The following is an 18865-nucleotide window of genomic DNA, read 5'->3' on the forward strand; positions in this document are numbered from 1 at the left end:
AGCGAGATTCGCGCCCGGCATCCAAACTCTCCTCAACGACACGACTCCACCGGAGTCGGAACCGAAGGAGAGAAAGATGACCACGGACGTGCTGCTGCACCTGGACGACGGCGTGCTGGTCGTGACGATCAACCGGCCGGCAAAGAAGAACGCGATCACCGCGCAGATGTATCAGGCGCTCGCCGACGCCGTCGTGGCAGCCGATCGCCGCGACGACGTCCGCGCCGTGCTGCTGCAGGGCGAGGGCGGCAACTTCAGCAGCGGCAATGACATCGGGCTGTTCGTGAATGGGCAGGCCGCCGAACACAAGACGTCGCCCGCCGCGCCGTTCCTGCGCGCAGTCATCGCGCTGCGCAAGCCGATGGTGGCCTGCGTGTGCGGACATGCGGTAGGCATTGGCGCCACCGTCCTGCTGCATTGCGACTATGTCGTCGCCTCCGACGACGCGCGCATCCGCTTCCCGTTTGTCGATCTCGGCCTGTGCCCCGAATTTGCATCCACGCTGCTGCTGCAGCATGTGGTCGGCCGCAACAAGGCGGCTGAATGGCTGCTGCTCGGCGCCACCATTCCCGCCGCCGAGGCGCATCGGGCGGGGTTGGTCAATCGCGTCATGCCCCAGCACGCCGTCAGCGATGAGGCTTTGTCGGTCGCGAAGTGCCTTGCCGCCAAGCCGCGCCAGGCCCTGATGGCAACGCGCGGACTGGTGCGCGACGCCACCCGTGCGCTGGTCGAGAGCAGTCTCGAGCGCGAGACCGTCGTCTTCGACACCCTGCGCCAGTCACCGGAGGCACAGGAGATCTTCAGCCGCTTCCTGCAGCGCACGCAGGCCCCGGCGCCGGTCGGCGCCTGAGCGGCGGCCGCACTCAGCGCAGTTCCCCCAACCTGAGCCGGGCAGAAATCCCCCGATACGCAAAAGACGCAATAGACGCGAAAGACGCGAAAGACGCAAAGGACCTCCCATGAGCACCGAGTACACAGTCATCGACGACATCGCGGTCATCACGATCGCCAATCCGCCGGTCAACGGCCTGGGCCATGCCGTGCGCGTCGGCATTGTCGACGGCATCGACCGCGCCGCGGCCGATGCAAGCGTCAAGGCCATTGTGCTGAGCGGCGCCGGCAAGGCCTTTTCCGGCGGCGCCGACATGCGCGAATTCAATTCGCCGAAGACCGGCCGCGAGCCGGGCCTCAACACCGTGCTCGCGGCCATCGAAGACAGCGCCAAGCCGGTGGTTGCCGCCGTGCACTCGGTGGCAATGGGCGGTGGCCTGGAACTGGCGCTGGCGTGCCATTACCGCGTGGCCGTGCCCAGGGCGCGCATCGCCTTGTCCGAAGTAACGATGGGACTGCTGCCCGGTGCCGGCGGCACCCAGCGGCTGCCGCGCCTGATCGGCCTGGAGGCGGCCACCAACATGATCGTCCACGGCACTTCGATCCCGTCCGAGGCGCTGGCCGGGTCCGGGCTGTTCGACCGGCTGGTGGACGGCGACATCCTGCCCGCCGCGCTCGCCTTTGCGCGCGAGGTCTCCGCGCGTCCCGGGCCGCATCCGCGCGTGCGCGACCTGTCGGTCAGCCATCCGAATCCCGAGGGCTACCTGGCGGTGGCGCGTCCCGCCATTGCCGCGCGCTACCAGAACCTGCCAGCGCCGCGGCGTTGCCTGGACGCCATCGAGGCCAGCTTCAAGCTGCCTTTCGATGAGGGCCTGGCGCTCGAACGCCGCTTCTTCCTCGAACTGATGAACGGTCCTGTGTCGAAGTCGCTGCGCCATGCGTTCTTTGCGGAAAGGGCGGCGGCCAAGCTGGCGGACGTGCCCGAATCGGTGGCGGAACGGACCATCGACAAGGTGGCCGTCGTTGGCGCGGGGCTGATGGGCAGCGGCATCGCAATGAATTTCCTCAGCGCCGGCATGCACGTGGTGCTGCTGGACGTCTCGGAAGCCGCGGTGCAGAAGGGGGTTGCCGCCATCCGGCGCAACTACGAGGCCAGCGTGAAGAAGGGCAAATTGTCCGTCGAAGGCGTCGAGACGCGGATGGCGCTGCTGCAGCCGACCGTGGAACTCGGCCGCGTTGCCGATTGCGACCTCGTGATCGAGGCGGTCTATGAAGACATGGACGTCAAGCTGCGCACCTTCCGGGCGCTCGACGAGGTGGCGCGCCCCGGTGCGATCCTGGCCACCAATACCTCGACGCTCGACGTCGACCGCATCGCCGCAGAGACCGGGCGCCCGCAGGATGTGGTGGGCCTGCATTTCTTCAGTCCCGCCAACGTGATGCGCCTGCTGGAAGTGGTGCGAGGCGCGCAGACCGCGCCCGACGTGCTGCAAACCGCGATGCGGCTGGCGCGCCGGATCGGCAAGGTGGCGGTGGTGTCCGGCGTCTGCGACGGCTTTATCGGCAACCGCATGCTGGCCAGATACACCCGGCGCGCCGGCGAACTGCTGGAGCAGGGCGCCCTGCCGGAACAGGTCGACCGCGCCATCGAGGCCTTCGGCTTCGCGATGGGGCCGTTCCGCATGGCCGACCTGGCCGGCAATGATATCGGCTGGGCCATCCGCAAGCGCCGCTATGCCGAGGATCCGGCCTTGCCCCGCTTCGAACTGGGCGACCGCCTGTGCGAAGCCGGCCACTTCGGCCAGAAGACCGGCGCAGGCTGGTACGACTACGCGGCCGGCCAACGCAAGGCGTTGCCGTCGGCACGCACGCGCGCCATGCTGGAAGGGTACTGGCAGCAGCACGGCGTGACGCCCCGGCGCTTCCGCGACGAGGAGATCGTCGAGCGGCTGGTCTACGCGCTGGTGAACGAAGGCGCCGCCATCCTGCAGGAAGGCATAGCCGCCCGCGGCTCCGATATCGATGCGGTCTACCTGCACGGGTATGGCTTCCCGAGCTGGCGGGGCGGACCCATGTTCTACGCCGATACGGTTGGCGTGACCAACGTCCGGCGCACGCTGCGCGCGCTGTCCGCCGAGGATCCCGGCTGGATCCCGGTAGCGCTCATCGAACAGCTTGCCGACGAAGGCAACGCCTTCAACGCCTGAATTCCCCAACCCAACGGAAAACCATCATGAATGAGGCCGTCATCGTATCGACCGCCCGTACCGGCCTGGCCAGGAGCTGGAAGGGCGCCTTCAACATGACCCATGGCGCCACGCTCGGCGCGCATGCGGTGCAGCATGCCGTGGCTCGCTCGGGTCTCGACCCGGCCGAGATCGAGGACTGCATCATCGGCGGGACCTTTGGCGAAGGCACCACGGGCGGCAATATCGCCCGAGCCATCGCGCTGCGCGCTGGCCTGCCGGTCACCACGGGCGGCGTCAGCGTCAACCGCTTCTGTTCGTCCGGCCTGCAGACCATTGCCATGGCGGCGCAGCGCGTGATGCTGGAGGGCGCGCCGGCCATTGTCGCCGGTGGCGTCGAGTCGATCTCGTGCGTCCAGAACCAGGCGAACACGCACATGCGGCGCGATCCGTGGCTGGCCGAGCACAAGCCGGAGCTGTACTGGAACATGCTGCAGACCGCCGAGCAGGTTGCCAGGCGCTATGGCATCGGCAAGGACGTTCAGGATGCCTATGGCGTGCGCAGCCAGCAGCGCGCCGCCGCGGCACAGGCCGCCGGCAAGTTCGACGACGAAATCGTACCGATGACCACCACCATGGGCGTGGTAGAGGCTGACGGTCGCGTCATCACCCGTGAAGTCACGATCTCGCACGACGAAGGCATCCGCGCCGACACCACGCTGGAGGCGGTCTCGCGCATTCGTCCCGCGCTGCCGGGCGGCGTGGTCACCGCCGGCAACGCGAGCCAGTTCTCCGATGGCTCGTCGGCCTGCGTGGTGATGAGCGCGAAGCTCGCGGAGCAGCGGGGCATCGAGCCGATGGGGCTGTTCCGCGGCTTCGCCATTGCCGGCTGCGAGCCGGACGAAATGGGCATCGGTCCGGTCTTTGCCGTGCCGCGCCTGCTGGAGCGCGCCGGCGTCCGGCTGGAAGACATTGGCCTGTGGGAGCTGAACGAGGCGTTCGCCTGCCAGGTGCTCTATTGCCGCGACCGGCTCGGCATTCCCGACGACCGGCTCAACGTCAACGGCGGCGCGATCGCGGTCGGCCATCCCTACGGCGTCAGCGGCTCGCGGCTCACCGGCCATGCGCTGATCGAAGGCAAGCGCCGCGGCGCGAAGTATGTCGTGGTGACCATGTGCATCGGCGGCGGCCAGGGCGCCGCCGGCCTGTTTGAAGTGCTTTGACAGTGCTTTGACAGCATCCATCCCTCAGCAAGGAGACAGCAATGACAGTAGTGGCAAATCTTTTCGACCTGAAGGGCCGCACGGCCCTCGTCACCGGCGGATCCAGCGGCCTGGGGCTGCAGATTGCCGAAGCGCTCGGCACGCAGGGCGCGCGCGTGGTGATCTCGGCGCGCAAGGCGGACGCGCTGCAATCGGCGCAGGCGCACCTGGCCAGCCTGGGTGTTGACGCGAGCTGGATCGCCGCCGACAACGCGGCCGAGGACGATGTCGAGCGGCTCGCCAATGAAGCGATGGAACGCCTTGGCAAGGTCGACATCCTGGTCAACAACGCGGGCGCAACGTGGGGCGCGGCCACGGCCGACCATCCGCTGGCCGCCTGGGACAAGGTCATGAACCTGAACGTGCGCGCGATCTTCCTGCTGACGCAGAAGATCGGGAAGCTGTCGATGCTCCCGAACCGCTACGGCCGCGTGATCAACCTGGCCTCGATTGCCGGCCTGAAGGGCAATGGTCCCAAGGGCCAGCCGACGCTTGCCTACAACACCAGCAAGGGCGCGGTCGTGAACCTCACGCGCGCGCTCGCCGGCGAATGGGGGCCGTACGGCATCACCGTCAACGCGCTCGCACCGGGCTTCTTCCCATCGAAGATGACCAGGGGAACGATCGAGAAGGTCGGCGTCGAGAAGCTGTCGGAACGCGCGCCGCTGCAGCGCATCGGCGACGACGACGACCTGAAGGGCGCTGCGTTGCTGTTTGCCAGCGACGCGGGCAAGCACATCACCGGCCAGATCCTCGCCGTCGACGGCGGCCTGACCGCGGTCTGAGTCCATCCACCCCATCCACCCTTGTCCCTTGTCTCTTATCCCGATCCACCTCAAGCACAGGAAGCCATCATGAGCACCGCAGCAGGAACGCCCGAAGTCCGCATGACGATCGAGGACCATATCGCCATCATCTCGCTCGACAACGCAGCCAAGAAGAACGCCATCACCCCGGAACTGATGCAGCAGCTGTCACAGCGGCTGACCGAGTTCGACAACGACGACAACCTGTGGGTGGCAGTGCTGGACCCGGCCGGCGAGCACACCACGGCGGGCCTCGACATGCCGAAGTTCTTCGGCCCGACCGCCACGGCAAAGCCGATTCCCGACGACCAGGTCGATCCGTTCGGCCTGCGCAAGCGCTGCCGCAAGCCCGTGATCTCGGTGGTGCACGGCATCACCTACACCATCGGCATCGAGCAGATGCTGGCTTCGGACATCGTGATCGCGGCCGATACCGCGCGCTTCTGCCAGCTGGAATCGAAGCGCGGGATTGCCCCGCTTGGTGGCGCGCATTTCCGCTACCTGACGCGCACGGGCTGGGGCAATGCCATGTATCACCTGTTCCTGTGCGACGAATTCTCCGCGCAAGAGGCATACCGCTGCGGCTTTGTGCAGGAGGTCCATCCGTACGGGCGCCACCGCGAGCGCGCGATGGAAATTGCCCGCGCGATCGCCAGGGTGGCGCCGATCGGCCTGCGCGCCACCAAGGCGGCGGCGCTGACCTATATCGAGCATGGCGAGCAGGCGGCCATCGCGGTGATCCCGCAGGTGCGCGAAGAGGTCTTTGCGTCGGAGGATTTCAAGGAAGGCATCCAGTCCTTCGTTGAACGTCGCGAAGCCCGGTTCACGGGGCGTTGAGAATCGGCTGGCCCAGGGGAGCACCCATGCAGACCTTCACGTCAATCGAAGCCCTGAAGGCATTCCAGGGCAAGGAGGCCGGGCCCGGCGACTGGCATCAGGTCACGCAGCAGGCGGTCGACCTGTTTGCGCAAGCCACGGGCGACGACCAGTGGATCCACGTCGATCCGGAGCGCGCCAGGCGCGAGTCGCCGTTCGGCGGGCCGGTCGCGCATGGGTTGCTGACACTGTCGCTGCTGCCGATGCTGATGGCGCAAGTGACGCAGTTCGAGGGCGTGCGGGCGCGGATCAACTACGGCCTGAACCGCGTTCGCTTTACCGCACCAGTACATGTCGGCGCAAGGGTGCGCGTCCGCGCTGTCCTGCAAGACGTGGATGACGCAGGCGAGGGCGGCGTGAAGGTGACCTGGGCCGTCACGTTCGAGCTGGAAGGCGCGCCCAAGCCCGTCTGCGTCGCGGAATCGCTGGCCAGGCTGCATTTCTAGGCCAGCGCCCTCGTCGGGAACCCGGATATCAGGCGGTGCCGCGCGATGCCTTGCGTCGCGCGGAAGGCGACCTGCGCCCTGCGCATGGCGCCGGGCCCGGGAATGATAAAGAAAACTGGAGACAACAAGATGGCATTTCTCGCATGGAGGTGTCGCTGCGCGAGGCTCGCGGCGGCGTCGCTGCTGATCCTCGGCACGGGAGCCGGCAACTGCGCGCTGGCGCAGTCGCCGGGCCGCACGCCCGCCTCACTGATCGTTCCTTACCCGGCCGGCAGTTCGTTCGACATTGTCGCGCGGCGGATCCAGGCCGACCTTGGTACGCGCCTGAACCGTGTGGTCGTGGTCGAGAATCTCGGCGGCGCATCGGGATCGCTGGGCGCGCAGCGCCTGCTCAAGGCCGACGGCGAGACGCTGGCGATGCTGGTGGCCTCGCCGAACGAACTGACGCTGCCGCCGCTGGCCATGAAGAGCGTTCGCTACAAGCCGGAGGACTTCCGCATGGTCGCGCAACTGACCTCGGGCGTGCTGGCGGTGATGGCACGGCCCACCTACCCGGCGAACAGCCTCAGGGAGTTGATCGACAAGGCAAGGCAGCCCGGCGCGCAGCCGCTGTCGTTTGCCAGCACGGGTGTCGGTTCCATCTTCCACATGGTGGGCGTCGACTTTGGCCGGCGCCTCAGCCTTCCGGTCAATCACGTGCCCTACAAGGGCGGCGCGCCCGTCATGCAGGACCTGATGGGCGGCCAGGTGGATATCACGTTCCTGCCGCTGATTCCCGGCTACATCGAGGCGGCGAAGGCCGGCAAGATCAAGGTGCTGGGGATCCTGTCAGCGGAGCGGCATGCCGCCTTGCCGGAGGTCCCGTCCGTTGACGACATTGCCGCATTGCGTGGCTTCCACTACGCGATGTGGACCGGCCTGTTCGTGCCTTCCAGGCTGCCGAAGGCGACTGCCGAGGCCGTCGGCAAGGCCGCCAGCGCGATCGTCGCCGCCCCGGCTTTCCGGGATTGGGTCGCCGAGCGCGGCAATTCGGCCGGCACTCCCATGGATCTGGAGCAGGCCGCCACGTACTACCGCCAGGAGTCCGACCGCTTTTCGCGGCTGGCACGCGACATCCAACTTGAACGCGAATGAGCCTTGCAATGGAGCGCTCCATGACTGCCCAGATGCCTGATTACTGGACCGACGAAGTCCTCTTGAACGAATCCGAGGTGGCGCGATTCGAGCAGGTGCCGCTTGCGGCCCGCAAGCTGCCGGCCTCGACCTACGAGATGCTGATGGACGGTTGTGCCATCGCACCGTCCAAAGTCGCCATCCACTATTTCACCGACGGCGCCCGTCCGCTGGAGACTGCCCGCCAGGTCACCTATGCCGAACTGCGGGCAAAGGTCCACCAGACGGCCAACCTGCTTGGCGACCTTGGCGTCGGCAAGGACGACGTGGTGTCGGTGCTGCTGCCGGCGATTCCCGAGTCGCAGTTGGTGCTGTGGGGCGCGCAGGCGGCCGGCATCGTGAATCCGGCGAACTGGATGCTCGAGCCGGACATCCTGGTGCAGATGTTCCGCGCGGCCGGCACCAGGGTATTGGTGGCGTATGCCGGCGACGGGAACACCGGGATCTGGGCCAAGGCCGAGGCCGTCGCGCGTGGGCTGCCGTCGCTGGCGGCCGTGATCCGCGTGGGCGGTACCGGACCGGCACCCGCCGCGGTGAACGGCGTGCCCGTGATCGACTTCGCGGCAGCGGTGGAGCGCTATCCCGCGGACCGGTTGCTGTCCGGGCGCGTCTTTTCGGCCGACGACACGGCATCCCTCTTTCATACCGGCGGCACGACGGGCGCGCCGAAGCTGGCGCGCCACCTGCACCGCAACCAGGTGTTCTGGGTGTGGGCGTCGAAATACCTGTCGGGTTTCGACTCGACGGAGGTGAGGCTGGTCGGCGTGCCGGTCTTCCACGTCGCGGGTGCCGTGGTCGGCTGCTTCGGCCCGCTGGCGAAGGGTGCGACGGTCATCCTGATGACCGCCGCCGGCTTCCGGCATCCGTCAGTGCTGCCGAATATCTGGCGGATCGTTGATGTCACGCGGGCCAACATGCTGACGCTGGTGCCGACGCTGGTCAACCAGGTGCTTTCGGTCCCGATGGACGGCGCTGACATCTCGACGCTGAGCTACGTCGCTTCCTCGACGGCGCCGTTGTCGACCACCGTCGCGCAGGCGTTCCATCGGATGACCGGGCTGCGGATCCGGGAAAGCTGGGGCATGACCGAGACGACCGCCGTGACGTGCATCACGCCGCCGATCGAGCAGGTCAAGGTGGGCAGTTCGGGCGTGCGCCTGCCGTACACCCAGGTGCGGATCGTGCACCCGGACGGCGAGGGGGCGAGCGACTGCGCGCCGGGCGAGTCCGGGCTCGTCATCGTGCGCGGGCCCTCTGTCTTCCCCGGCTACCTGGGGCAGGAGTCGGCCGCGCGCTGGTTCGACGGCGAGTGGCTGGATACCGGAGACCTCGGCTACCTCGACACCGATGGCTGGCTATGGATCACCGGGCGCGCCAAGGACCTGATTATCCGCGGCGGCCACAACATCGACCCGAAGATGGTGGAGGAAGTCCTGTTTGGCCATCCGGCGATCCAGGATGCCGCCGTGGTCGGGGCGCCGGATGCGCATGCCGGGGAGGTGCCGGTCGCCTACGTGGTGCTGAAGCCGCAGGCGACGGCTTCCGCGCAGGCCGTGCTGCAGTACGCGGCCGAGCACGTGCCCGAGCGCGCCGCGATTCCCCGGCATTGCTTCGTGCTGCCGGAGATGCCGAAGACGTCGGTCGGGAAGATCCAGAAGAACCTGCTGCGTGTCGACGCCATCGAGCGGATGTTCCGCGCCGCGCTCGACGGTATCGGCCGCGGTTCGGACACCATTGTGCAAGCCACCGACCGGGGCAGCCGCGGCTTCTTCGTCGAGGTCCGCGTGCCGGCGCGCGATGCGGACGATGCCGCCCTGGCCGACGCGCTGCGCAGCTTTACCGTCCCCTATGCAGTCCGAACCGCCGAAGGAGCCTGACCATGACCCGACCCATTGACCGACGAACGGCAGGCAAGTGGCTGTTTGCCGGCGCCGCCACGGCAGCCACCGCCGGCCTGCCGCGCGCGCTGCTGGCGCAGCCGGCCTTTCCGTCAAAGACGCTGCAGCTCGTCGTGCCCTATCCGGCAGGCGGCACGACCGATGTGGTGGCCCGTACGCTGGCGCACGGCTTGTCGGCTCGCGCTCCTGCGCCGGTGATCGTAGAGAACCGGCCCGGCGGCTCCAGTTCCATCGGCACCGGCTTCGTCGCCCGCGCTGCGGCGGACGGCCACACGCTGCTGGTAACCACGGGCAGCACCGTGACGCTGCTGCCGCATACGCAGGGGCTGCCGTTCGATCCGCTGAAGGCGTTGGCGCCGGTGGCGGAGCTGGGCCGCACGCCGCTGTTCCTGTATGCCAATCCCCGCATCCCTGCGAAGGACCTGAAGGGGCTGGTCGCGTGGATGAAGGCCAATCCCGGGAAGATCACCTACGGGTCGTACGGGCAAGGCACGCAAGGGCACTTCGGTGGCGTGATCCTGGGCAAGGCGGCGGGGGTGGACATGCTGCACGTCCCGTTCCAGGGCGGCGCGCCTGCGCTGCAGGCCCTGGTTGGCGGCCATGTGCAACTGCTGATCGACGCGTACCAGCCGGCGATGGAGCAGGTAAAGGCAGGCAGGGTGCTTGCGCTGGCGGTGTCGAGCCCGGAACGCAGCCCGTACGCCCCTGCCGTGCCGACCTTCCGCGAGCTGGGCCTGCCGCAGGTCGAGTCCATCAGCGGGTTCTTCGGCATGTTCGCGCCCGCGGCGACAAAGCCCGAGACCGTTGCCGCGCTGAGCCGGCTGGTCTCCGGCATCACTGCCTCCGATGCCTATCGGCAGAGCCTGGCGAAGCTGGGCGTCCTGCCGCCGCAGGCCCTGGGCCCGGCGCAGATGGGCCAGTCGATCCGGCAGACCCATGCGGCCTGGGCGAAGTTTGTCCGCGACATCGGCTATCGGCACGGCGACACCTGACCGCAGCGGGTTGCCCCATCCATCGCATTCACCAACAAGGAATTGCTGTGTCTACACAATACAAGGCTCCCGTCGACGACTATGTGTTCTTGCTGCATGACGTGATCGCGCCGGTCGCGCCGCATGCGCTGGGCGATATGGCGCGCGACGATACGCGCCAGGTGCTCGAACAGGCCGCCCGGTTCTTCGAAGAAGTCTGGGCGCCGCTGGACGGGCCGGCCGACGCAGAAGGCTGCCGTTTCGAAGACGGCGTGGTGCGGACGCCAGCCGGCTACCAGGCAGGCTACGCCGCGCTGTGCGAGGCCGGCTGGAACCGCGTGTCGGCTCCGCAGGCATGCGGCGGCGCCGGACTGCCGGAAGCTATCGGGCAGGCGGTGCGCGAGTTCTCTGCATCGGCCTGCAATTCGCTCGGTCTCTATGCAGGGCTGACCGCCGGCGCGCATGCCACCATCCGCCGCACCGGCGAGCCATGGATGTTGAGACACGTCGTGCCGCCGATGGTGGACGGGCGCTGGGCCGGCACCATGTGCCTGACCGAGCCGCATTGCGGCACCGACCTGCGGCTGATGAAGACCCGCGCGGTGCCGCAGCCGGACGGCAGCTGGCGGCTGAGCGGCACCAAGATCTTTATCTCCGGCGGCGACCAGGACCTGACCGAGAACGTCATCCACCTGGTGCTGGCCAAGGTGCCGGACGAGAGCGGCCGCATCCACGACGACCTGTCGACGGTCCGGCTGTTCCTGGTGCCCAAGCGCGTCGTGGATGCGGATACGGGCACGCTGGGCGGCCCCAACGGCGTCGTCGTGGCCGGCATCGAGCACAAGATGGGTTTGAAGGGCAGCGCCACCTGCACGATGTCGTTCGAGCATGCGCTGGCGTATCCGCTGCGCGAGTCGAGCCAGCCGGCCGGCTCGCAGCGCAAGTCGTCCGCCGGCATGAGCGGCATGTTCGACATGATGAATTCCGCGCGCCTCGGCACCGGGCTGCAGGCCCTGTCGTCGGCGACACGCGCCTATGGGCATGCGGCCGGCTACGCCCGTGAACGGCTGGCAGGCCGTGCGGCGAAGGCTGAGGACCGCACCGGCGGCGCGGCGGATCCCATCGTGGTCCACCCGGACGTGCGCCGGCTGCTGCTGAAGCAGGCGTCCTTCCTGGAAGCGGCCCGCGCGCTGGCATTGCAGGTCAGAACGCTGCTCGACGAGCCGGACGACGCGCTGCACGGCGAACGCAGCGCCATCGGCAGCCTGCTGACCCCGGTGGTCAAGGCGTTCTTCAGCGACCGTTCGTTCGAGTCCGCCAATGACGCCATGCAACTGATGGGCGGGCACGGCTATATCCGCGACAACGGCGTCGAGCAGCTCGTGCGCGACAGCCGCATCTTCCAGCTCTACGAAGGGGCCAACGGCGTGCAGGCGCTGGACCTGGCGCTGCGCAAGCTGCCCGCCGGTGGTGGCCGCGCCCTGGCCGGCTTCCTCGATCTGGTCGAGGCCACGGCGTCGGAGGCGGGGCAGCACGAATCGCTTCGCCAGCATGCCGACGCACTACGGCAAGCCGCGCAACAGGTCCGTGCCTGCGGCAAGTGGTTCGCCGACCCGGCGCGGGACCCGCACGACGCCGGGGCGTCGTCCAGCGACTTCCTGGCCATGATGGGCATCGTTGCCTGCGCATGGATGTGGCTGCGGATGTCACAGGTGGCGCTGGATCTGCTGCCTGCCGCGGAAAACAAGCCATTCCTCGAACGCAAGCTGGAACTCGCCCGCTACTGGTTCGCGCGGGAACTGCCGCTGGTGCCGGCGTTGCGCCAGCGCGTCGAAACGGGCGCAGCCTGCCTGATGGCAATGCCGGCCGAACGGTTCTGAGCGGCATTCCGATTCAGTCCATTCATTCCTGAGGAGATTTGCCGATGAAGACACAGATCACGGAGATGTTCGGCATCGAGCATCCGATTATCCAGGGCGGCATGCACTACGTCGGCTTCGCCGAACTGGCCGCCGCGGTATCCAATGCGGGCGGCCTGGGGATCATTACGGCGCTGACGCAGCCGGACCCCCAGTCGCTGGCGCGCGAGATCCGCCGCTGCCGGGAAATGACCGACAAGCCTTTCGGCGTCAACCTGACGTTTCTTCCCGCACGCAATCCGCCGGATTACCCCGGCTACGTGCGGGCCATCATCGATGGCGGTGTCAGGGTCGTCGAGACCGCCGGCAACAATCCGCAGAAGTGGCTGCCGATGCTGCACGAAGCCGGGATCAAGGTGATCCACAAATGCACATCGGTCAGGCATGCACTGAAGGCCGAGAGCATTGGCTGTGATGCGGTCAGCGTGGACGGTTTTGAATGCGGCGGCCATCCCGGCGAGGATGACGTGCCCAACTTTATCCTGCTGCCCCGCGCCGCGGATGAACTGCGGGTGCCGTTCGTCGCCTCGGGCGGCATGGCCGACGGCCGCTCGCTGGTGGCGGCGCTGGCGATGGGCGCCAGCGGCATCAACATGGGAACGCGCTTCGTGGCGACACACGAAGCCCCGGTACACCAGAAGGTGAAGCAGGCAATCGTCGCGGCCACCGAGCTGGATACGCGGCTTGTGATGCGCCCGCTGCGCAATACCGAGCGCGTGCTGAACAACGCCGGGGTCGAGCGATTGCTGGAGAAGGAACGGCGGCTCGGGAGCGAGATCGCGTTCTCGGACATCGCCGAAGAGGTGGGCGGCGTCTATCCGCGCGTCATGAAAGACGGCGACCTGGACGCGGGCGCGTGGTCATGCGGCATGGTCGCCGGACTGATCCACGACATTCCCGGGGTCGGGGAACTGGTTGAGCGGATCATGCGCCAGGCGGAGGAGATTGTCGCGCAGCGGCTTCAGGGGATGCTGGCGCGCGGCTGAACACAGCGGATACCAGAGGAGGAAACAGCAATGCGTGGAATTATTGCGAAGATCAGGATCAAGGAAGGCCGGGGCGGCTGAGTTCGAAGCACTGGCGGATGGACTGGTGACCGAGTCGCGCCGTGAAGAAGGCTGCCTGTCATACGACCTGTGGCGCTCGGACGAAGCGGGTGAATACGTCTTCATCGAGCGTTATGCGGACGAGGCGGCAGCGCAGGCCCACGTCAAATCCGATCACTATCGCCGGATCGGTCGCCAGATGGGAGCGCTGATGGACGGTGCGCCGACCGTGTTCAGGCTTGCGGCACCGGCATCCGGTGCCGGCGTGGCTCCGGACAAATAGGCCGCCTTGTACGGCCTGCAAGGGGGTACGGTCGCAGGCAGCGTTACAGCAAAGCGTCGTCTCTCCCGGGCCCACCTGGGGCGCCGGGATTTGTCCCGCGGTCAATCCGCGGGTTCTTTTTTCCTGCTGCGCGCAGGTCACGATGCCGCCGCCTCACGCAACGCGCGCTCCACCGCCCGCACGGCGATCGCACGCTTGGTCGCATCCGCGCTCTTGGGTGGAATTGCCTGCATGGCGGTCACCAGCGCGTCATGGAATTCCGGCTTGTCATGGCGCTTGCCCTGGATCGCGGCTTCCACCGACGCCAGCCGCCACGGCCGGTGCGCCACGCCGCCCAGCGCAATGGCGGCGCGCTTGACGGTCTTGCCTTGCAGCGTCACCGCCGCCGCCACGGATACCAGCGCTGACTGGTAGGCGGCGCGGTCACGCACCTTCAGGTAGACGCTGCGGCGCGCCAGCGCGCCACGCGGCACGATGATCCGCACCAGCAGTTCGTGCGCCTTCATGTTGTGGTCGCGTTGGGGCGTGGTGCCGGGCGTGCGCAGGAAATCCTGCGCCGCCAGAACGCGCTCGCCGCTCGGGCCGCGCACCACGATCTGTGCGTCCAGGGCGGCCAGTGCGACCGCGAGGTCGGACGGATGGGTGGCGATGCAGGCGCCGCTGCGGCCGAACAGTGCGAAGGCACGCGTGGCACCGGCAAGCAGCGCGGCGCAGCCGGAACCGGGCGTGCGCTTGTTGCAGGGAACGTCGGTGGTGCCGTTGCGGAAGTAGGGGCAACGGGTGCGTTGCAACAGGTTGCCGCCCACGGTGCCGGCGTTACGGATCTGCGGAGAGCCGATCTGTTCGAGTGCCTGGGCCATGGCCGGGCATTCGCGCACGACATCGGCGTCGGCGGCCACGTCGCTGAGGCGCGCGAGCGCGCCGATGACCAGTGCCGAGCCGGTCATCGAGATCTGGCTCAGTTCGGCGATGCCGCTCAGGTCGACCAGCGTGCCGGGCGCACAGATGCCTTCGCGCATCAGGTTGAGCAGTTCGACGCCGCCGGCGATGCACATCGTGTCTGCTGCGCCGATGGCTGCCAGGGCATCGGCGACGCTGGTGGCGCGCACGAAGGCGAATTCGCGCACGTCAGCCGCCTCCGCCCGGATGCTCGCGGGCGTAGTCGAGCACGGCTTCGACAATGTTGGGATAGGCGCCGCAGCGGCACAGGTTGCCGCTCATCCAGGTGCGTACCTCGTCCGCCGAGCCGGCATGGCCCTCGGTCACGCAGGCCAGCGCGGACATGACCTGGCCGGCGGTGCAATAGCCGCACTGCAGGGCGTCGTGGTCGACAAAGGCGCGCTGCAGGGCATGCAGCTTTTTGGCCGAGGGCGCCAGGTCCTCGATGGTGCGGACGGTATGGCCGTGCGCCATCACGGCCAGCATCATGCAGCCGAGCACGCGCCGGCCGTCGACGTGGAGGGTGCAGGTGCCGCACTCGCCCCGGTTGCAGCCGAGCTTGGTGCCGGTCAGGCCGAGCGCGTCGCGCAGGACATCGGCCAGCGTGGCGCGGGTATCGACGGTCAGGTCGCGGGGGATGCCGTTGACGGTCAGGTGGATGGCGGTGGTTGGCATGCCGGGCTTCGTCAGTGCAAGAGGGTATCGAGCCGGATCGGCAACCGGCGCACGCGCACGCCGGTGGCGTGGTACACGGCGTTGGCGATGGCCGCGGCAATGCCGACGATGCCCAGCTCGCCTACGCCTTTGCTGCCGAGCGGGTTGGCCTTGTCGTCCAACTCTTTCACCAGGATCACGTCGATGGCCGGCACGTCCGCGCAGGTCGGCACCAGGTACGACAGCAGGCTGGCGTTGACAAAGCCGCCCGCCACCGGATCGGAGACCGACTCTTCCAGCAGCGCCATGCCGATGCCACCGACGATGCCACCGGCCAGCTGGCTGCGCACCAGCAGCGGGTTCACAACTTGCCCGACGCCGAAGGCGCTGACCACGCGGCTGACGCGCGGGACCGGTATGTCGATGTCGACCACCACTTCGACGAAATGCGCGCCAAAGGACAGCATCGGCCCCGGCGCAGTGGCGGGTGGGGCCGTATTGGCACTGGCATCGAGCGACGCGCCGCCGGCGGCAACGATGCTGTCAAAGCCGACGCCCTGTGCCGGCGATGCCGTCAGGAAGACGCGGCCGCCGCCGGTAGCCATCGCATCGACCGGCTTGCCCGTGAGCGCGGTGCCCGGCTGCGCCGCGGCGGCGGCGAGCAGCTTGCCGCGCAGGTCGTGGCTGGCCGCGAGCACCGCGGAACCGACGCTGGCGAGCGTGCGCGAGCCGCCCGACACGGTGGTGCGGGGCAGGGCGGTGTCGCCGATCTCGACCTTGACGCGGGCCAGCTCGGTGCCGACTGCATCCGCGGCGATCTGGGCCAGGGCGGTGCAGATGCCCCCGCCCATCTCGTGCGTGCCGCTCCTGACGGTAAGCACGCCGGCCGCGTCCATCGATACGCTGGCGGACGCGGGCGAACGGTTGACGGGATACGCCGCGCTGGCCATGCCCCAGCCGATGCGCTGGCCCTGCGCGTTGCGCATTGAACCGGGCACGGGCTGGCGCGCGGACCAGCCGAATTTCCGCGCGGCACGCTCGTAGCACTTGCGCAGGCTGTTCGAGGTCCATGCCACGCCTGACACCGGGTCGGTGCCGGCGAAGTTCTTGAGCCGCAGCGCGACCGGGTCCAGGCCGAGCGCCACGGCCAGCTCGTCCATCGCGCTTTCCAGCGCGAAGAAGCCGGTGGCTTCGCCGGGCGCGCGCATGGTGGTGGGCGTGGGCAAGTCGAGCCGCACCAGCGAGCGGCTGACTTGGCCCGACGGGCAGGCGTAGATCATGCGCGTGCGCGACGTGGCCGGCTCGAAGAAGCTGTCGTTCATCGAAGTCGTGGTTTTTGCGCTGTGCGTCAGCGCCTTGAGCGTGCCATCGCTGCCGGCGCGCAGCGTCAGCTGCTGCTCGGTGTGCGGACGGTGGCCGACCATCGAGAACATCTGCGCGCGGGTAAGCGCCAGCGCCACCGGCCGCCCGACCCGCTCCGCGGCCACGGCCGCCAGCAGCACGTGCGGCCAGGTCAGCCGCTTGGCACCGAACGAGCCGCCGACAAACTTCGACACCACGCGCACCTTCGCCACGGGCAGGCCAAAGCAGGCGGCCACCATCGCCTGCTCGCCGCGCATCCATTGCGAACCGTCGTGCAGCGTGAGCGTGCCGCCCTGCCAGGCGGCAACGACGGCGGTGCGCTCCATCGGATTGTGGTGCTCGAACGGTGTGAGGTAGGTCTGGTCGACCAGCACATCTGCTGCGGCGGGCGCGACGGCGGCGGGCGTTGCCGCGGCCCAGCGGAAGTTATGCATCGGCGAGGCGGCGGGGCGCGCGACCAGGTGCGCGGCGGGAATGACCGTGGCCGGCTTGGGCGAGTAGCGCACGACCAGGCTGTCGGCGGCAAACTCCGCGGCCTCGCGGTTGTCCGCGACAACCACGGCGATCGCCTGGCCAAGATGGACGACCTTGTCGTCCTGCAGCGGCAGGCGTCGCTGGCCGGCCGCGGTGGGGAAGGGGTCGGTGACCTGGAAGCGGCGGCAGTCGGCGGCGGTGATGATGTCGAGCACGCCAGGCACGGCGCGGGCAGCGCTGTCGTCGATGGACAGGACGCGCCCCTTCGCGATCGCACTGGCGCGGATAACGGCATGCGCCGCATTGGCTGGGGCGGCATCGGCGGCGTACTGCGCGCGCCCGGTGACCTTGGCATGGCCGTCGATGCGCGGTACGGATTTCCCGACTGACGGCATGGTCGGCCCTCCTCCCACATCGCAAGAACTCTAGTACATGAAATCCGGCCCTTCAATGACATGTGGTTGATGTCTGACCTGCAGCGAACTAGGCTAGGTACGCAAAGAAGCGCGTGGCACGCAAGAAGGGGGGACCATGAGCGAGGCACTCGATTTCAGGAAGTCGCTGGCGCGCCAGCTGCTTTCAGCCGGCATGACCGAAGCCGATTTCGACAACCATCCCACCGTGGCGACCACCCTTGCCGCCGCGCCCGGGCTGGCGGCGCACCCCACCATCGCGTTCCCGGCCACGCTGCGGCCCATCCCGGTGCCGATCGATCCCATGCCCGCGCTGGACGCCGCGCTGCCGCGCGCCGATGTGGTGGTCATTACCTGGACCGTGGATGAGACCATGGCGTTGTGCGATGTCATGACGCCGGGATTTTCGCGCGACCACTGGTATCGCTATGCCCGCAACTTCGACCAGTACCTGCCGAAGATCCGCGCCGGCGCGCCCGCGCGCGGCGTGATGCGGCTGGCCAGCTATTTCCCGGTGCGGATCGGTGCGAAGAAGGTGCTGTGCATGAAGTCGGAGCTGCACCTGAACCAGGATGGCATCACCAGGCCGCCGGCGGGCAGCGCGCACAAGGCGTCGCTGCCGGTGCGCGACCTGTTCCACCAGATCCTGGACGAGACGCGGGCCAGGCTGATCATCACCACCGGCACGGCCGGGGCGGTCTTTGCCGGGCATGACCTTGGCGACGTGGTGGTCACGCGCGGCGCCAAGTTCCGCTGCAAGCGGGAGTTCCGCGACAGCCCGTTCAACGACAAGACCTACAGGTCGGAATGGACCGTCAAGACCAAGCACTTCGCCAAGGCCAAGACGCTGATGGGCGCGTTCAGGCATGAGCTGGCCGAGCCAGAGTTCCTGCCGCCCACGGTCAACTACGCGCCGCTGAACAACATCCCCAAGCCGATCCGCGAGAATGATCCGGATATCAAGCTGGACGGGCGCGACATGCCCGCGTTCCACCCGATCCTGACCACCGATTTCTTCGAGTTCGGCACTTCGCTCAACCACCTCGAGGAGATCGGCTCCGCCGTCGAAATGGGCGATGCGGTACTGGGGCTGGTGGTGGAAGAACGCGCCGCCGCGGGCAAGCCCACGCCGCGCTGGCTGGTGGTGCGCAATTGCTCCGACCCGCAGATCAACGGCAAGCTGCGCAGCAAGCCTGCGCGGCAGAGCCTGCAGGCGATGTGGGCCGTCTACTACTACCAGGGCTTCGGCTACTGGACCAGCATGAACAGCGCATTGGCCTGCTGGGCGATCATCGCGGCGAACTGACCGAATTGACAGTAGCGCCG

General features: G+C 68.1%; 16 protein-coding genes. 13 read left to right on the plus strand and 3 right to left on the minus strand.

Annotation, left to right across the window (positions count from 1 at the left end; genetic code table 11):
- The first annotated feature begins 88 nt into the window (after positions 1–88).
- The 12 genes from CTP10_RS07535 to CTP10_RS07590 all read left to right on the plus strand — a co-directional run bounded on the left by CTP10_RS07535 (position 89) and on the right by CTP10_RS07590 (position 13697).
- Complete coding sequence (locus CTP10_RS07535) at positions 89–850, plus strand: enoyl-CoA hydratase-related protein (protein WP_158577728.1); 762 nt, start codon at positions 89–91, stop codon at positions 848–850.
- Positions 851–959: 109 nt separating this feature from the next.
- Positions 960–3038, plus strand: a complete 2079-nt coding sequence (locus CTP10_RS07540; protein WP_116322568.1) for a 3-hydroxyacyl-CoA dehydrogenase NAD-binding domain-containing protein — start codon at positions 960–962, stop codon at positions 3036–3038.
- Positions 3039–3064: 26 nt separating this feature from the next.
- Positions 3065–4240 (plus strand): acetyl-CoA C-acyltransferase, encoded by a 1176-nt coding sequence (locus CTP10_RS07545; protein ID WP_116322569.1) that lies wholly within the window; start codon positions 3065–3067, stop codon positions 4238–4240.
- Between the two features lie 41 nt (positions 4241–4281).
- Positions 4282–5064, plus strand: coding sequence for an SDR family oxidoreductase (locus tag CTP10_RS07550; RefSeq protein ID WP_116322570.1), 783 nt, complete (start codon positions 4282–4284; stop codon positions 5062–5064).
- A gap of 69 nt (positions 5065–5133) precedes the next feature.
- Entirely contained in the window at positions 5134–5922 is a 789-nt protein-coding gene (locus CTP10_RS07555; RefSeq protein WP_116322571.1) for a crotonase/enoyl-CoA hydratase family protein, read from the plus strand.
- A gap of 26 nt (positions 5923–5948) precedes the next feature.
- On the plus strand, positions 5949–6407 hold the full coding sequence (locus CTP10_RS07560; protein WP_116322572.1) for a MaoC family dehydratase: 459 nt from the start codon (positions 5949–5951) through the stop codon (positions 6405–6407).
- A 129-nt stretch (positions 6408–6536) separates the two neighbouring features.
- Positions 6537–7541, plus strand: coding sequence for a Bug family tripartite tricarboxylate transporter substrate binding protein (locus tag CTP10_RS07565; protein WP_158577729.1), 1005 nt, complete (start codon positions 6537–6539; stop codon positions 7539–7541).
- Between the two features lie 20 nt (positions 7542–7561).
- Positions 7562–9457, plus strand: coding sequence for an acyl-CoA synthetase (locus tag CTP10_RS07570; protein ID WP_158577730.1), 1896 nt, complete (start codon positions 7562–7564; stop codon positions 9455–9457).
- Between the two features lie 2 nt (positions 9458–9459).
- Positions 9460–10470, plus strand: coding sequence for a Bug family tripartite tricarboxylate transporter substrate binding protein (locus CTP10_RS07575; RefSeq protein ID WP_116322575.1), 1011 nt, complete (start codon positions 9460–9462; stop codon positions 10468–10470).
- A gap of 47 nt (positions 10471–10517) precedes the next feature.
- Positions 10518–12329: an acyl-CoA dehydrogenase C-terminal domain-containing protein gene (locus CTP10_RS07580; RefSeq protein ID WP_116322576.1), complete on the plus strand. Its 1812-nt coding sequence runs from the start codon at positions 10518–10520 to the stop codon at positions 12327–12329.
- A gap of 44 nt (positions 12330–12373) precedes the next feature.
- Complete coding sequence (locus CTP10_RS07585; RefSeq protein WP_116322577.1) at positions 12374–13354, plus strand: NAD(P)H-dependent flavin oxidoreductase; 981 nt, start codon at positions 12374–12376, stop codon at positions 13352–13354.
- Positions 13355–13388: 34 nt separating this feature from the next.
- The gene (locus tag CTP10_RS07590; protein WP_233528347.1) at positions 13389–13697 is read left to right on the plus strand and encodes a putative quinol monooxygenase; all 309 of its coding nucleotides are present in this window, start codon (positions 13389–13391) and stop codon (positions 13695–13697) included.
- A 137-nt stretch (positions 13698–13834) separates the two neighbouring features.
- Here the strand turns inward: CTP10_RS07590 and CTP10_RS07595 are convergent, their stop codons facing one another.
- Genes CTP10_RS07595 through CTP10_RS07605 form a run of 3 tightly spaced genes read right to left on the minus strand, consistent with a single transcriptional unit; the run spans position 13835 to position 17521 of the window.
- Positions 13835–14824: an FAD binding domain-containing protein gene (locus CTP10_RS07595; RefSeq protein WP_199414697.1), complete on the minus strand. Its 990-nt coding sequence runs from the start codon at positions 14822–14824 to the stop codon at positions 13835–13837.
- A gap of 1 nt (position 14825) precedes the next feature.
- Positions 14826–15311 carry a (2Fe-2S)-binding protein gene (locus CTP10_RS07600; RefSeq protein WP_116322578.1) on the minus strand — a complete coding sequence of 162 codons (486 nt, stop codon included), beginning with the start codon at positions 15309–15311 and terminating at the stop codon, positions 14826–14828.
- 11 nt (positions 15312–15322) lie between these two features.
- On the minus strand, positions 15323–17521 hold the full coding sequence (locus tag CTP10_RS07605; protein ID WP_116322579.1) for a xanthine dehydrogenase family protein molybdopterin-binding subunit: 2199 nt from the start codon (positions 17519–17521) through the stop codon (positions 15323–15325).
- 136 nt (positions 17522–17657) lie between these two features.
- Here CTP10_RS07605 and CTP10_RS07610 point away from each other — a divergent pair, with 136 nt between their 5' ends.
- Positions 17658–18845, plus strand: coding sequence for a hypothetical protein (locus CTP10_RS07610; protein WP_116322580.1), 1188 nt, complete (start codon positions 17658–17660; stop codon positions 18843–18845).
- Positions 18846–18865: the final 20 nt, after the last annotated feature.

Origin of the sequence: Cupriavidus sp. P-10 (assembly GCF_003402535.2) — a bacterium.
In the GTDB taxonomy this organism is placed as follows: domain Bacteria; phylum Pseudomonadota; class Gammaproteobacteria; order Burkholderiales; family Burkholderiaceae; genus Cupriavidus.